Here is a 12,883-nt window from a genome sequence, read left to right as displayed (position 1 = left end):
GAAGGGCCATGTCCACGCTGGTGCTAGAACTCCGCCAGGGCGACCTGATGGTCGTGAACGGGGCGCCGATCCGTTTCCGCAATCGCGCCCGCATCGAGCTGGCGGCGAAGGCGCGCTTCCTGTTCGGCAAGCAGATCATGGCGCCGGAGGCCGCGACCACGCCGGCCCGGCGCATCTACTTCGCCCTGCAGACCGCCTATATCGGCAATGACGAGGAACGGCCGCAGGGGCTGGCCGCGGCCCGGGACCTGGTCGCCGAGTTCCAGGAGGCGACGACCTCCACCACGGCGCGGGAGATGCTGCAGCAGGCGCTGACGCTGGCCGAGGCGGATGACTGCTACCAGGCGCTGAAGCTGGCCCGCCGCGTCATGCGGCATGAGGAGGAGGTGCTGGGCCTGCCGCCGCCGATCCCCCCGCGCGCGGAGGGCTGAGGCGATCCCGTGATCGCGGCGCCGCATGGCCCGGAGGTCGTCCAGGGCAGCGTCCTGGACCGGCCCGCCCGACAGGCAAGGTGCGCCGGGTCCTGGACGAGGGATGCGGCGGGGTCAGGCGCCCGGGATGGGCATGGCGGCGGATGCATCCGGGCCAGGGGCGGCCGGCGCGGCGCCGGGCACCGATGCGGCGACCGACAGGGATGACGCCGGATCCGGCCGGCCGCGGGCATGCCGATAGGCCGCGAGTTCCCGCTCCGTCGGCAGGGTCGCCGTGCGGCCGTACTGGTCGCGGAACTCCAGCACCACGAGGCCGAGTGCGGGATCCAGCCGCAGCGAGGGATTCGGCATGGCCGGCGGCGCCGGGGAGGCGCCGGGTTCCGCCCGCGCAGCCGACCGCGGCCGCGGGGCGGCGTCCGTGGGGACCTCCACCCCGGAGGGCGGAGCGATGGGGGCGAGCGTGCTCATGGGCTTTGCGCCGCCAGCCTCGCGGCAACAGGTGAAGGAAGGCTGAAGCCCGACCGGGTTTGACGCGGGATCGCCGCCGGAGGATGGTCGCGGGACCTTGCCGCCGATCCGGACCCCGCTCCTCACCGCCGCCGTCGCCGCGCTCGGCGGCGGGCTGCTCGCCCTGCTGCACGTCCCGCTCGCCTGGATGATCGGGGCGATGATGGCGACCGCCGGGCTCTCCTGGCACCGGCCGGTCGCGGTGCCCGCCTGGGCACGGCCTGCGGGCCTCGTCTTCCTCGGCCTCGGCCTGGGCGGGACCTTCTCCGGCCCGGTGCTGACGGCGGTGACCGGGGCGCTGCCGGTGCTGCTGGCAGGCGGCGTGATCGCCATCGCCACCGGCTTCGTTGTGGCACGGCTCTTCACGCGCCTCGCCGGGACGGATGCGCAGACCGGCTTCTTCTGCGCCGTGCCGGGCGGCGTCATCGTCATGGCCATGCTGGCGCAGGAGGCGAAGGCGAGCGTCGCCACCGTCACCCTCGCCCAGACCATGCGGGTGCTGGTGGTGGTGCTGACCTTCCCGCCCCTGCTCGGCTGGCTGGCGCCGCATGGCGCCTTCAACGAGTTCATGGCGCCCCGCGCCGAGATCTGGTGGCCGGGGCTGCTGGGCATGGCGGCGGCGGGGCTGCTGCTGGCCGTCCCGCTGCGGCGGCTGGGCCTCGCCAATCCCTGGATGCTCGGGCCCTGCGGCCTGGCGATCCTGCTCGCCGCGACCGGCCACCTGCCCTCGGGCGTGCCGGTGCCGCTGATCGATGCGGCGCAGGTGGCGATGGGGGCGAGCCTCGGGACCCGGATGAGCAAGAGCTTCCTGCTGAGCTCGCACCGGCTGGCGGTGGCCGGCGTCCTCTCGGCCGCGGTGCTCTCCATCCTGCTGGCGCTGATCGCCTGGGCGATCGCCGCGGCGGCCGACATGCCGGTCCCGGCGCTGATCCTCGGCATGGCGCCGGGCGGGATGCCGGAGATGGCGCTGACGGCCAAGGCGCTGGAGCTGGCGGTGCCGCTGGTGCTGGGATTTCACCTCACCCGGACGGTGCTGTGCAACCTGCTGGTCGGGCCGCTGCACAAGTTCGGGGTGCGGGCGGGGCTGCTGTAGGCGCGGGTCACTCCCGCCGCAGGATCCCGTCCACCAGCCGGTCGGCCCAGGGTTTCGAGCGGAATTCGCGCCGCAGCGCGGCCTCGTCGTAATCCTCCCGCAGCCAGTCGAGGAAGGGCTTCGGGCGGTCGCGCGTCGCCGCGGCATAGCGCTCGAAGAAGGCGTCGAGGATGCCGGTCCGGCTCTGCCGCACATGGCCCCAGCGGAGCGAGAGCTGCGCCATCGCCTCCTCCACCGGCCGCCCCTCAAAGAGCAGCCAGAGCCCGGCGGCGAGGCCGGTGCGGTCGGCGCCGCTCTTGCAATGGATCAGCACCGGCTCGGGCACGGTGCGGAAGATCTCGTGCAGGCGGAGGATGCGGTCCTTGTGCGGGGCGCCGCGGCTCTCGAAGGGCGCGTCCACATGCACGAGGCCAAGCTCGGCGGCGGCGGCACGGCCCAGCCGGTCGGAGCCGCACTCGGTCCGCTCCCCCCGCAGGTTGATCACCGTCCGGAGGCCGAGGCGCCGGGCCGCGTCGCGCAATTGCCAGGGCAGCGGGTGGTTCGACCGGTAGAGCCGGCCGCTCTCGACCACGCCCCAGTTGCGCCAGGGCATGCGCAGCAGCGCGTGGTCGACGAAAAGGCTGTTGAGCCAGGCGCGCCGCCCGCCGAGGGGGCGCGCCCGGGCGGAGATCCCGGACATGGCGCGCGGTATGGAGCGCGGAGGGGCGGCGCGCCAGACCCGAACCGCCCGGCGGCCGGCACCAGGCTTCGCCTCCCGGGAGACCCGCCCGCCGCGACCCGCGCGGGGGAACGGCCCGCCTCGGGGCCGCGTTCGGTCGGGGTCACACGGATGAACGGGGGTCATTGCCATGTCCAAGGCGCATTTGCCGCCGGTCCCGCCCGCGGGCCGCAGCCCGAAGGGGCCCGGGCCGCAGACCGAGCACCCGAGCGACCTGCAGGGCGGCGTCGCGGAGGCCAACAAGTCCGGCGAGGACCGCCATCTCGGCGAGCAGGGCCGGCAGGGCAACATCAAGCAGAACACCACCAACCAGGGCTACCAGCAGGACCGCTGAGATGAAGCAGCAGCGCGGCGAACATGAGGTGAAGCGGGACGTGGGCGGCCCGGGCAGCAGCCACCAGGGCGGCGAGCACGGGCGGGCGCACCGCGACCGGGACGACCACGGGCCGGCGCCGGACCGGCCGACCAACCCGGACCACAGCCGGGTCTCGGGCGGCGGCGGGGAGCGCGACCGGCACCACGTCCACGACCCGGCCAACAAGAGCTGACGAGGCAGCGGCCGGCCGCCCGGTGACCGGTCCGGCCGGCTCGCCCGGTTCCGGGGGCGTCCCCTCGCCCCCGGGGCCGGCGCGTGGCGGTCAGGCGGAGCCTCCGCCGGGTCGTCCGCCACGGGCCGGCCGACCCTGGGACGTCGCGGGAGCCGCTACCGCCTGCGCAGCACCGCCTCGGTATGCTCGCCGAGGCGCGGTGCCGGCCGCGCCGAGCGGGGCCGCTGCCGGTCGAAATTGATCGGCAGCCCGACCACGCGGACATCGCTGCCCGGAACCGATTGCACGATGTCCACCGCGGCGAATTGCTCGGTCGCCGCCACCTCGCCGATGTCGTTCACCGGCGCGCAGGGCACGCCCACCGCCTCCAGCGCCTCGATCCAATGGGCGCGCGGGCGGCTGCGGAGGATGTCGGCGATCAGCGGCACCAGGACCGTGCGGTTCTTCACGCGCTGGCGGCTCTTCGCGAAGCGCTCGTCCTCCGCCCATTCGGGATGGCCCAGCACCCTGGCGCAGCGGGCCCAGAGCCGGTCGTTGCCGGCGGCGAGGCAGAGCGGGCGGTCCGCCGTCTCGAAGACCTGGTAGGGGACGATGACGGCGGCGCCGGTGCCGTGGCGCTTCGGTACTTCTCCGGTCGCCAGGTGCTGGTTCACCTGCCCCTCCACCCAGAAGACCGCCGTCTCGAAGAGCGAGGTGTCGACGAGGCAGCCGCGCCCCGTGCGGTCGCGCTGCCGCAGCGCCGCCAGCGCGCCGATGGTGCAGAAGAGGCCGGTCGCCTTGTCGTTGATGGAGGCGCCGCAGAAGGTCGGCGGATCCTCCGGCCGTCCCGTCATGCTCATCATGCCGCCATAGGCCTGCAGCAGCGGGTCGAAGCCGGGCTTGAGGCGCATCGGTCCCTGGTAGCCGAAGGCCCAGATGGAGCAGTAGATCAGCCGCGGATGGCGCTCGAGCATCGCCTCCGGCCCGATGCCGATCTCATCGACCACGCCGGGGCGGAGGTTCTGGATCAGGATGTCGGCCGTCTCGCAGAGGCGGTGCAGCGCCTCGATGTCCCCGGGATCCTTCAGGTCCAGGACGACGCTCTGCTTGTTGCGGTTCTGGCCGTAGAAATAGAGGCTGGTCTCGCCGTCCGGACCGAAGGGTGGGCCCCAGATGCGGGCATCGTCGCCGCCGTCCGGCTTCTCGATCTTGATCACCTCGGCGCCCATATCCGCCAGGATCACTCCGGCGAGCGGCCCCGCCAGCGCCTGGCCCACCTCGATCACCCGCACGCCGTCCAAGGGCAGGCTCATCCGCTTCCTCCTTCGATTGGCGGGCAGGATAGGGGCGGCTGGCATGGAGTGGCGAGAGGGGTAAGCTCGGCGCGGGAAACGTCCGAGGGGGAAACACCCGATGAGCAGCAGCGCCAACCACCACTACATCCCGGTGCGGGAGGACTGGCTGGCCCGCCGGACCGAGGACGCGCTCGACCCCGCCCTGCCGATCGTCGATCCGCACCACCATCTCTGGGACCGGCCGGACTGGCGCTACCTGCTGCCGGACCTGCTGGCGGACACCAACCAGGGCCACAATATCGTCGCCACCGTCTTCGTGCAGTGCCGCGCCATGCACCGCGCGACGGGGCCCGAGGCCTACCGGCCGGTCGGCGAGACCGAGTTCGTCAACGGCGTCGCGGCGATGAGCGCGAGCGGGCAGTATGGTGCGACCAGGGTCTGCGAGGGCATCGTCGGCCATGTGGACCTGACCATCGGCGCCGCGGCGAAGGGCGTGCTGGAGGCGCATGTCCAGGCCGGCGGCGGGCGCTTCCGCGGCATCCGGCACATCACGGCCTGGGACCCCGACCCGGTCATCATGAACCCTGCCTATACCCCGCCGCGCGACATCCTGTTCCGGGACGACTTCCGCGCCGGCTTCGCCCAGCTCGCGCCGCTCGGCCTCTCCTTCGATGCCTGGCTCTACCACCCGCAGATCCCGGACCTGACGGCACTGGCCCGCGCCTTCCCGGAGACGAGGATCGTGCTGGACCATGTCGGCGGGCCGCTCGGCATCCGCGGCTATGAAGGGCAGCGCGACGAGGTGTTCCGCGGCTGGCGCGCGGCCATGGCGGAGCTGGCGACCTGCCCGAATGTCTGCATCAAGCTCGGGGGCTTGGGCATGCGCATCAACGGCATGGGCTTCGAGGAGAAGGCCGAGCCGCCCTCCTCCGACGAGCTCGCCGCCGCCTGGAAGCCCTGGATCGAGACGACGATCGGCCTCTTCGGCGCCGACCGCTGCATGTTCGAGAGCAACTTTCCCGTCGACAAGGGCAGCTACGGCTACGGGGTGTTCTGGAATGCCTGCAAGAAGCTCGCGGCCGGTGCCTCGGCGGCGGAGAAGGCGGCGCTGTTCAGCGGCACGGCGCAGCGCTTCTACCGGCTCGAGTCCTAGCCGCCGACCCGCCATGGCCGAGCCCGGCCATGGCGCGCGGCCGCGCCTCAGCCGAGCGGCTGCAGCGGCACCGGCACGCCGGGCGGCAGCGGCACCTGCGCGACGTTCAGCGTCATCGCCACGGCCACATAGTAGCCGCTGACCGCGATCAGGTCGATCACGCCGCGCTCGCCGAAGCGGTCGCGCACCGCGGCATAGGTCTCGTCCGAGACATGCTTCTTCCGGTGCATCTCGGTGCAGAACTGCCAGACCGCCTCCTGGTCGGCATCCATCCCGTCGGGCTTGCGGCCCTCGGCGATCGCCTCGGCGATCGAGGCGGGCAGGCCGGCCTTCATGGCCAGCAGGTGATGGGCATACCACTCGTACTGCGCCGACCATTCCCGCGCCGTGACCAGGATCGCCAGCTCGTTCAGCGCCGCGGGGATGGAGGAGTTGAAGCGGAGATACTCGCCGAGCTTCTGGAAACGCTCGGCGACCTCCGGGCTGCGGAGCATGGCCGGGAAGGGCCCGCGCAGCCCGCCGCGGGGGCCTGACGTGATGCCCTCCACCACCCGCCGCTGCTCCGGGGTCAGGGCATGGTCGGGGATGGGGGGCAGGCGGCCGGACTTGCCGTCATCGGCCGGCAGGCTTGCATCACTTGGCATCAATTCCCTCCGATTCGTGGCGCAAATGTCACCCGACCCGTCGCCGCGCCGCAACAGCCCGACCTTCCGCCCCCTTCGCAACCCGCCCCCGCTGTCCTAGCCTTCGGCATACAGGGAATCTCGCGGCCGGGAGACAACATGGCCTATGCGCTGCAGCAGCTGATCAACGGGATCAGCCTGGGCATGATCTACGGCCTGATCGCCGTGGGCTACACCATGGTCTACGGCATCATCGGCATGATCAACTTCGCCCATGGCGACATCTTCATGATCGGCGCCTTCGTCGCCCTCATCACCGTGCTGCTGCTGCAGATGGGCGGGGTGATGGGCGGTCCGGGCGCCATCCTGCTGATGCTGCTGGTCTCCATGGCCATCACCGCGCTCTATGGCTGGTCGGTGGAGCGCGTCGCCTACCGGCCGCTGCGCGGCAGCTTCCGCCTCGCGCCGCTGATCAGCGCCATCGGCATCTCCATCGTGCTGCAGAACTACGTCCAGGTCAGCCAGGGCGCCCGGCCGAAGCCGATCGAGACCATGGTCCCCGGCGGCATCGAGGTGATGCGCGACGGGCCCTTCGTGGTGCAGTTCTCCTACATCCAGATGCTCATCATCGCGCTCACCCTCGGGGTGCTCGCGGTCTTCACCGTGCTGGTCACGAGGACGCCGCTCGGCCGCGCCATGCGGGCCTGCGAGCAGGACCGGAAGATGGCCGCGCTGCTCGGCATCGACACCGACCGCACCATCAGCCTCACCTTCGTCATCGGCGCGGCGCTGGCCGCCGTCGCGGGCACCATGTACCTGCTGCGCTACGGCGTGATCGACTTCTACATCGGCTTCCTCGCCGGGGTGAAGGCCTTCACCGCGGCGGTGCTGGGCGGCATCGGCAGCCTGCCGGGGGCCGTGCTCGGCGGCCTGCTCATCGGCCTCATCGAGACCTTCTGGTCCGCCTATTTCAGCGTGCAGTACAAGGATGTCGCGGCCTTCTCGATCCTCGCCATCACGCTGATCTTCCTCCCCACCGGCCTGCTGGGCCGGCAGGAGGTCGAGAAGGTATGAGCGCCCCGGCCGATCGCCAGGGGGTGGCGCCGGCGAGCGCCGGCGGGCTGGAGCGGACGGGCAGCGCCCTGCCGCACGCCGTGAAGGATGCGGCGATCGCCGCCGCCGTCGCCTTCGGCCTCTTCGCCATGCTGGTCGGGCTGCGTACGGATATCGGGCCGGCCAGCGGGCTGATCCTCCGCGCGCGCTGGCCAGAGGTCGCGCTGCTCTGCGGCATCGTCTTCGCCGGGCGCCTCGCCATCACCCTCTGGGCCGGCCGCCGCGCGCTGCGCGCGACGACGGGCCCGACGCGCCTGACCCTCGCGCTGCAGCGCCTCGGCCGTTTCTTCGCGCCGGTCATGCTCGCCCTGGCACTGGTCCTGCCGGCCATCCCGGGCGTCGGGCGCTACGAGCTCGATGTCGGCATCCTGGTGCTGACCTATGTCATGCTCGGCTGGGGGCTGAACATCGTGGTCGGCCTCGCCGGGCTGCTCGACCTCGGCTACGTCGCCTTCTACGCCATCGGCGCCTATTCCTATGCGCTGCTCGCCACCAGCTTCGGCCTCTCCTTCTGGATCTGCCTGCCGATCGCCGGGATCCTCGCCGCCTTCTGGGGCGTGCTGCTGGGCTTCCCCGTGCTGCGGCTGCGCGGCGACTACCTGGCAATCGTGACGCTGGCCTTCGGCGAGATCATCCGCGTGGTGCTGCTGAACTGGACCGACCTGACCAACGGCCCGAACGGCATCAGCGGCATCCCGCGTCCCTCCTTCTTCGGCCTGCCCTTCAACATGTCGGGCGACCCCGACAGTTTCGCCGGCTTCTTCGGCCTCGAGCCCTCGCCGAGCCACCGCGTCATCTTTCTCTACTACCTGATCTTCGCGCTCGCGCTGCTGACCAACTGGGTGACGCTGCGGCTGCGTCGCCAGCCCCTCGGCCGCGCCTGGGAGGCGCTGCGGGAGGACGAGATCGCCTGCCGGGCGCTCGGGATCAACATCACCACGACGAAGCTGACCGCCTTCGCGCTGGGCGCCATGTTCGGCGGCTTCGCCGGCGCCTTCTTCGCCACCCGCCAGGCCTTCATCAGCCCCGAGAGCTTCACCTTCATCGAAAGCGCCATCATCCTCGCCATCGTCGTCCTCGGCGGCCTCGGCAGCCAGGTCGGCGTCGCGGTCGCGGCGCTGGTCATGATCGGCGGCTTCGAGGTGTTCCGCGGCCTCGACGAGTGGCGGATGCTGGTCTTCGGCGGCGCCATGGTGGTGATCATGGTGCTCCGCCCGCGCGGCCTGGTCGGCACCCGGACGCCCTCCATCGCGCTCGGGCAGAAGCGCGCCATCAGCGCCGACCTGGTCGGGGAGGGCCACGGATGAGCGACCGCCGCAGCCGGCCCGAGATGATCCTGGAAGTCGCGGGCCTGACCATGCGCTTCGGTGGCCTGACCGCCGTCAGCCAGGTCGCCTTCACCGCCTGCCGCAGCGAGATCACCGCGGTCATCGGCCCGAACGGCGCCGGCAAGACCACGCTCTTCAACTGCATCACCGGCTTCTACCGGCCGACCAGCGGCGCCATCCGGCTGCACCGGCCGGGCGAGCTGCCGGTCGACCTGCACACCCTGCCCGGCCACCGCATCGCCCGCGCCGGCGTCGCCCGGACCTTCCAGAACATCCGGCTCTTCCCCGGCATGACCGCGCTCGAGAACCTGCTGATCGCGCAGCACAACAAGCTGATGGCCGCGACCGGCTGGGGCATCGGCGCGGTGCTCGGCCTCTCCCGCTACCCCAAGGCGGAGCGGGAGGCGGTGGAGCTCGCCAAGCGCTGGCTGGAGGCGACCAACCTGCTCGAGCGCGCCGACGACCCCGCGGGCGCCCTGCCCTATGGCGCGCAGCGACGGCTCGAGATCGCGCGGGCCATGTGCACGGAACCCGCGCTGCTCTGCCTCGACGAGCCCGCGGCCGGCCTCAACCCCCGCGAATCGGAGGAACTGGCGCGGCTGCTGCTGCAGATCCGGGCGCAGGGCACCTCCATCCTGCTGATCGAGCACGACATGGGCGTCGTCATGAGCATCAGCGACAAGGTCGTGGTGCTGGACCACGGCAAGCTGATCGCCGACGGCCCGCCGGCCGCGGTGCGCGCGGACCAGAAGGTCATCGCCGCCTATCTCGGCGAGGGCGACGAGGACGAGGACGTGCCGGCGGAGGCGGTGGAATGAGCGCCGGGCTCGCCCCGCAGGCAGCGGACATGCCTGCGATGCTGGAGGTGGACGGCGTCACCGCCGCCTATGGCGCGGTGCAGGCGCTGACGGATGTCTCGCTGCAGGTCCGGGCGGGCGAGATCGTCACGCTGATCGGCGCCAACGGCGCCGGCAAGTCGACCCTGCTGATGACCATCTGCGGCGCGCCGAAGCCGCGCGCGGGGCGCATCCGCCTCGCCGGCGAGGACATCACGGGCCAGCCGACGCATGCCATCATGCGCCGCGGCGTCGCCCAGTCGCCGGAGGGGCGGCGGATCTTCCCGCGCATGACGGTGCAGGAGAACCTGCTGATGGGCGCCGAGGCCCTCACGCGGGAGGACCCGGCGCCGCAGATGGAGCAGGCCTTCGCCCTCTTTCCCCGGCTGAAGGAGCGGCTGGCGCAGCGCGGCGGCACGCTCTCGGGTGGCGAGCAGCAGATGCTGGCGATCGGCCGGGCGCTGATGTCGAAGCCGAAGCTGCTGCTGCTGGACGAGCCCTCGCTCGGCCTCGCCCCGCTGGTGGTCAAGCAGATCTTCGACGCCATCCGGATGCTGAACCAGCGGACCGGGCTGACCGTGCTGCTGGTCGAGCAGAACGCCAACCTCGCGCTGCGGCTGGCCCATCGGGGTTATGTCCTGGTCAATGGCCGGATCACCATGGAAGGCCCCGGGCGGGCGCTGCTGGCGCGGCCGGAGATCCGCGACGCCTATCTCGGCGGCGGGCACGGCTGACAATCCGCGGCAGGTTCCGTTACCCTGCCGCAAGCGGCCGCGACCGGAAGAACAGCGCGGCCCGGCTTCAACAGGAGAGACAGGGATGCTGAACCGCAGGACGCTTCTCCAGGCCACCGCGGCGCTGCCGGTGGCGCTGGCCGGCTCGGAGGCCCTCGCCCAGGGCGCGCCGATCCGCATCGCCTGCGCCGGGCCGCTCACCGGCTCCAATGCCGCGGCCGGCGACCAGATGAAGACCGGCGCGCAGCAGGCGGTGGCCGACCTGAACGCCGCCGGCGGCGTGCTCGGCCGCAAGATCGAGCTGGCGCTGGGCGACGATGCCTGCGACCCGCGCCAGGCCGTCTCGGTCGCCAACCAGATGGCCGGCCAGAAGGCGGTCTTCGTCGCCGGCCACTACTGCTCCGGCAGCTCGATCCCGGCCTCCAAGGTCTATGCCGAGGAAGGCGTGCTGCAGATCAGCCCGGCCAGCACCAACCCCAAATTCACCGACGAGGGGTCCTGGAACACCTTCCGGGTCTGCGGCCGCGACGACCAGCAGGGCCTCGTCGCCGGCAAGTACATCGCGCAAAACTACAAGGGGAAGAAGGTCGCGATCCTTCATGACAACCAGGCCTATGGCAAGGGCCTGGCGGAGGAGACGCAGAAGTCGATGAACGCCGCCGGCATGAAGGAGGTGATCTTCACCGCCTACAACCCGGGCGAGCGCGACTACAGCGCCCTGGTCTCCCGGCTGAAGGGCGCGGGCGTCGAGGTGATGTATATCGGCGGCTACTATACCGAGGCCGGCCTGATCCTGCGCCAGGCGAAGGAGCAGGGCATGAACGTCACCATGATCGGCGGCGATTCGCTGGTGACGAAGGATTTCTGGCAGATCACCGGCGCCGCCGGCGAGGGCGCGCTGATGACCTTCCCGAGCGACCCGCGCGGCCGTGCCTCCGCTGCCAAGGTCGTGCAGGCCTTCAAGGCGAAGAACATCGATCCGGAGGGCTACGTCCTCTACACCTATGCCGCCGTGCAGATCTGGGCCGCCGCGGCGGAGAAGATCAAGAGCATCGATCCCAAGAAGATCGCTGCCGAGATGAAGGCGCACGGCCCCTGGCAGACCGTCCTCGGCCCGATCAGCTTCGACAAGAAGGGCGATGTCACCGTTGCGGACTACGTGTTCTACGTGTGGAAGAACGGGAATTATGCCGAGATGAAGTCTTGAACCTGGGCCCGCCCGGGTCCATCTTGGGTCCAGTCGTCAACAACTGAAAGGAGGTGATCCAGTGTCTCATTGCTCTCAGGCGGTTGCCGCGGTCGCGGCCTGGATCATCGTTCCCGCCACTGCGGGGATGGCTTCCTGAGCCGAGCGGCGCGCCAGCGCCTTTGACCAATGGAAGGGCCTCGGGGGGCGACCCCCGGGGCCCTTCGCATGTCCGGGCCCCTTAGGCGCTCAGCCCAGCCAGCCCGCGACGGCGTCGCGCAGGGCATTGGCGATGCGCTGCTCGAAGGCATGGCCCTCCGGCGTGTCGAAATGCGCGGGCAGGTGCCACTGGTAGCCCGGGCGCGGGGCCGGGACGCGCAGCAGCAGGGCATCGGGGCCGAGGCGCCCGGGCGGCGACGGCGCCTCCCCTGCCTCTCCCGCCGGCGGGTTGTGCAGCAGGACCAGCCCGACGCGGCCGCCCCGGGCGCGCCGCCGCAGCGCCGCCAGCACCCGCTCCGCCAGGGCGGCGTCCGGCGCCGCCTCCTCCGTCAGCAGGAAGGCGACCCTGAGGGGCAGGCGGGGCGAGGCCGCCAGCCGCTCGAAGCGCCTCGCCAGCACCTCGAGGTCGAGGCGGAGGGTGGCGAAATCGTCCTCCTCCCAATGCGGACCGGTATGGTGGTTCCAGACCGCGCCGCCATCCTCCCGCAGCAGCACCCGCGCGCCCGAGGGCGTGGCGATGGAGCGGATCCCGCCCGCGGGGGCATAGCCGACCCAGCCCTCCTCGAGCGCCGCGAGCACCGCGGGCAGCCGGTGGGAGGCGAGGGCGAAGGGGTTGAAAGCCTCCATCGCCTCGGCCGCGGCGCGGAAGCCCCAGCGCGCCGGCAGGTTCCAGGGCAGGCAGTTCAGCCCGAGCGGCAGCAGCGGCACCCGGTGCAGCCCGGCGGCCCAGATGCCCTCGCGGAAGCCCTGCCGCGCCCAGGCGCGGCCGAGCGCCCTGTCGGGGCCCGGCACCGCCTCCCCCAGGCCGCGCAGCAGGGCGCGCGGCAGGCCGGGCGGCATGGCCACCGCACCGTACTGCTCGATGCGCATCAGCGCCCAGGCGCGTGCCGGGACCAGCGCCTCGGCCGGCACCCGATCGGCGAGCGCCGCCAGCAGGTCCACGATCTCCGCCATGGTCAGCGCCGCGGCGGCGAAGCGGCGCTCCACCGCCTCCGCATTGTGCCGCAGCACGAGGCGCGCGAGCGGCGCCGGCAGGGCCGGCAGCCGCGCCAGGTCCTGCGCCGCCCGCAGCGCGGCCTCCACGATGGCGGCGGCCTGCTCCGTCTGCGGGGCCGTCATG

Annotated in this window: 15 protein-coding genes; 10 read left to right on the top strand and 5 right to left on the bottom strand. The window is 72.1% G+C overall.

The features are described from left to right. Positions 1-8 precede the first annotated feature (8 nt). Positions 9-431: a flagellar biosynthesis repressor FlbT gene (locus tag Q7A36_RS15715; RefSeq protein WP_305104665.1), complete on the top strand. Its 423-nt coding sequence runs from the start codon at positions 9-11 to the stop codon at positions 429-431. Between the two features lie 114 nt (positions 432-545). Here Q7A36_RS15715 and Q7A36_RS15710 read toward each other — a convergent pair whose 3' ends face one another. Further along, positions 546-899, bottom strand: a complete 354-nt coding sequence (locus Q7A36_RS15710) for a hypothetical protein (RefSeq protein WP_305104664.1) — start codon at positions 897-899, stop codon at positions 546-548. 97 nt (positions 900-996) lie between these two features. Here Q7A36_RS15710 and Q7A36_RS15705 point away from each other — a divergent pair, with 97 nt between their 5' ends. Further along, positions 997-2,031 (top strand): AbrB family transcriptional regulator, encoded by a 1,035-nt coding sequence (locus Q7A36_RS15705; RefSeq protein WP_305104663.1) that lies wholly within the window; start codon positions 997-999, stop codon positions 2,029-2,031. A gap of 7 nt (positions 2,032-2,038) precedes the next feature. Here Q7A36_RS15705 and Q7A36_RS15700 read toward each other — a convergent pair whose 3' ends face one another. Next, positions 2,039-2,710, bottom strand: coding sequence for a tyrosine-protein phosphatase (locus Q7A36_RS15700; protein WP_305104662.1), 672 nt, complete (start codon positions 2,708-2,710; stop codon positions 2,039-2,041). 169 nt (positions 2,711-2,879) lie between these two features. On the opposite strand from Q7A36_RS15700, the gene Q7A36_RS15695 reads away from it, so the two are divergent. Continuing rightward, positions 2,880-3,083 carry a hypothetical protein gene (locus Q7A36_RS15695; RefSeq protein WP_305104661.1) on the top strand — a complete coding sequence of 68 codons (204 nt, stop codon included), beginning with the start codon at positions 2,880-2,882 and terminating at the stop codon, positions 3,081-3,083. A gap of 1 nt (position 3,084) precedes the next feature. After that, positions 3,085-3,297: a hypothetical protein gene (locus tag Q7A36_RS15690; protein WP_305104660.1), complete on the top strand. Its 213-nt coding sequence runs from the start codon at positions 3,085-3,087 to the stop codon at positions 3,295-3,297. A gap of 155 nt (positions 3,298-3,452) precedes the next feature. On the opposite strand, the gene Q7A36_RS15685 is transcribed toward Q7A36_RS15690, so the two are convergent. Then, a complete protein-coding gene (locus Q7A36_RS15685; RefSeq protein ID WP_305104659.1) occupies positions 3,453-4,589 on the bottom strand; it encodes a CaiB/BaiF CoA transferase family protein in 1,137 nt (378 codons plus the stop codon). A 100-nt stretch (positions 4,590-4,689) separates the two neighbouring features. Between Q7A36_RS15685 and Q7A36_RS15680 the strand changes: the two genes are divergently transcribed. After that, positions 4,690-5,724 (top strand): amidohydrolase family protein, encoded by a 1,035-nt coding sequence (locus Q7A36_RS15680; protein ID WP_305104658.1) that lies wholly within the window; start codon positions 4,690-4,692, stop codon positions 5,722-5,724. Positions 5,725-5,771: 47 nt separating this feature from the next. Here the strand turns inward: Q7A36_RS15680 and Q7A36_RS15675 are convergent, their stop codons facing one another. After that, positions 5,772-6,368 (bottom strand): carboxymuconolactone decarboxylase family protein, encoded by a 597-nt coding sequence (locus tag Q7A36_RS15675; protein ID WP_305104657.1) that lies wholly within the window; start codon positions 6,366-6,368, stop codon positions 5,772-5,774. A gap of 138 nt (positions 6,369-6,506) precedes the next feature. On the opposite strand from Q7A36_RS15675, the gene Q7A36_RS15670 reads away from it, so the two are divergent. From Q7A36_RS15670 to Q7A36_RS15650, 5 genes are all read left to right on the top strand, one after another. Further along, positions 6,507-7,421, top strand: coding sequence for an ABC transporter permease subunit (locus Q7A36_RS15670; RefSeq protein WP_305104656.1), 915 nt, complete (start codon positions 6,507-6,509; stop codon positions 7,419-7,421). Continuing rightward, the gene (gene livM, locus Q7A36_RS15665) at positions 7,418-8,767 is read left to right on the top strand and encodes a high-affinity branched-chain amino acid ABC transporter permease LivM (RefSeq protein WP_305104655.1); all 1,350 of its coding nucleotides are present in this window, start codon (positions 7,418-7,420) and stop codon (positions 8,765-8,767) included. The genes Q7A36_RS15670 and livM overlap by 4 nt, the downstream gene beginning before the upstream one ends. Next, positions 8,764-9,606, top strand: a complete 843-nt coding sequence (locus tag Q7A36_RS15660; protein ID WP_305104654.1) for an ABC transporter ATP-binding protein — start codon at positions 8,764-8,766, stop codon at positions 9,604-9,606. The genes livM and Q7A36_RS15660 overlap by 4 nt, the downstream gene beginning before the upstream one ends. Next, positions 9,603-10,358 (top strand): ABC transporter ATP-binding protein, encoded by a 756-nt coding sequence (locus Q7A36_RS15655; protein WP_456306805.1) that lies wholly within the window; start codon positions 9,603-9,605, stop codon positions 10,356-10,358. Before Q7A36_RS15660 ends, Q7A36_RS15655 begins: the two co-directional genes overlap by 4 nt. Before the next feature lie 85 nt (positions 10,359-10,443). Next, a complete protein-coding gene (locus Q7A36_RS15650; RefSeq protein ID WP_305104653.1) occupies positions 10,444-11,565 on the top strand; it encodes a branched-chain amino acid ABC transporter substrate-binding protein in 1,122 nt (373 codons plus the stop codon). 228 nt (positions 11,566-11,793) lie between these two features. Here the strand turns inward: Q7A36_RS15650 and Q7A36_RS15645 are convergent, their stop codons facing one another. Further along, positions 11,794-12,882, bottom strand: a complete 1,089-nt coding sequence (locus Q7A36_RS15645; protein WP_305104652.1) for a serine/threonine-protein kinase — start codon at positions 12,880-12,882, stop codon at positions 11,794-11,796. Position 12,883: the final 1 nt, after the last annotated feature.

Origin of the sequence: Paracraurococcus lichenis (genome assembly GCF_030657435.1) — a bacterium.
Classification (GTDB): domain Bacteria; phylum Pseudomonadota; class Alphaproteobacteria; order Acetobacterales; family Acetobacteraceae; genus Paracraurococcus; species Paracraurococcus lichenis.
Note: the sequence above shows the minus strand (reverse complement) of the source record. Positions and strands in the feature narration are given on the sequence as shown.

What these genes read in the sequence shown, in the direction of transcription:
- Q7A36_RS15715 (WP_305104665.1), top strand. Translation starts at nt 9, where the DNA reads ATGTCCACGCTGGTGCTAGAACTCCGCCAGGGCGACCTGATGGTCGTG.
- Q7A36_RS15710 (WP_305104664.1), bottom strand. Translation starts at nt 899, where the DNA reads ATGAGCACGCTCGCCCCCATCGCTCCGCCCTCCGGGGTGGAGGTCCCC.
- Q7A36_RS15700 (WP_305104662.1), bottom strand. Translation starts at nt 2,710, where the DNA reads ATGTCCGGGATCTCCGCCCGGGCGCGCCCCCTCGGCGGGCGGCGCGCC.
- Q7A36_RS15695 (WP_305104661.1), top strand. Translation starts at nt 2,880, where the DNA reads ATGTCCAAGGCGCATTTGCCGCCGGTCCCGCCCGCGGGCCGCAGCCCG.
- Q7A36_RS15690 (WP_305104660.1), top strand. Translation starts at nt 3,085, where the DNA reads ATGAAGCAGCAGCGCGGCGAACATGAGGTGAAGCGGGACGTGGGCGGC.
- Q7A36_RS15685 (WP_305104659.1), bottom strand. Translation starts at nt 4,589, where the DNA reads ATGAGCCTGCCCTTGGACGGCGTGCGGGTGATCGAGGTGGGCCAGGCG.
- Q7A36_RS15680 (WP_305104658.1), top strand. Translation starts at nt 4,690, where the DNA reads ATGAGCAGCAGCGCCAACCACCACTACATCCCGGTGCGGGAGGACTGG.
- Q7A36_RS15675 (WP_305104657.1), bottom strand. Translation starts at nt 6,368, where the DNA reads ATGCCAAGTGATGCAAGCCTGCCGGCCGATGACGGCAAGTCCGGCCGC.
- Q7A36_RS15670 (WP_305104656.1), top strand. Translation starts at nt 6,507, where the DNA reads ATGGCCTATGCGCTGCAGCAGCTGATCAACGGGATCAGCCTGGGCATG.
- livM (WP_305104655.1), top strand. Translation starts at nt 7,418, where the DNA reads ATGAGCGCCCCGGCCGATCGCCAGGGGGTGGCGCCGGCGAGCGCCGGC.
- Q7A36_RS15660 (WP_305104654.1), top strand. Translation starts at nt 8,764, where the DNA reads ATGAGCGACCGCCGCAGCCGGCCCGAGATGATCCTGGAAGTCGCGGGC.
- Q7A36_RS15655 (WP_456306805.1), top strand. Translation starts at nt 9,603, where the DNA reads ATGAGCGCCGGGCTCGCCCCGCAGGCAGCGGACATGCCTGCGATGCTG.
- Q7A36_RS15650 (WP_305104653.1), top strand. Translation starts at nt 10,444, where the DNA reads ATGCTGAACCGCAGGACGCTTCTCCAGGCCACCGCGGCGCTGCCGGTG.
- Q7A36_RS15645 (WP_305104652.1), bottom strand. Translation starts at nt 12,882, where the DNA reads ATGACGGCCCCGCAGACGGAGCAGGCCGCCGCCATCGTGGAGGCCGCG.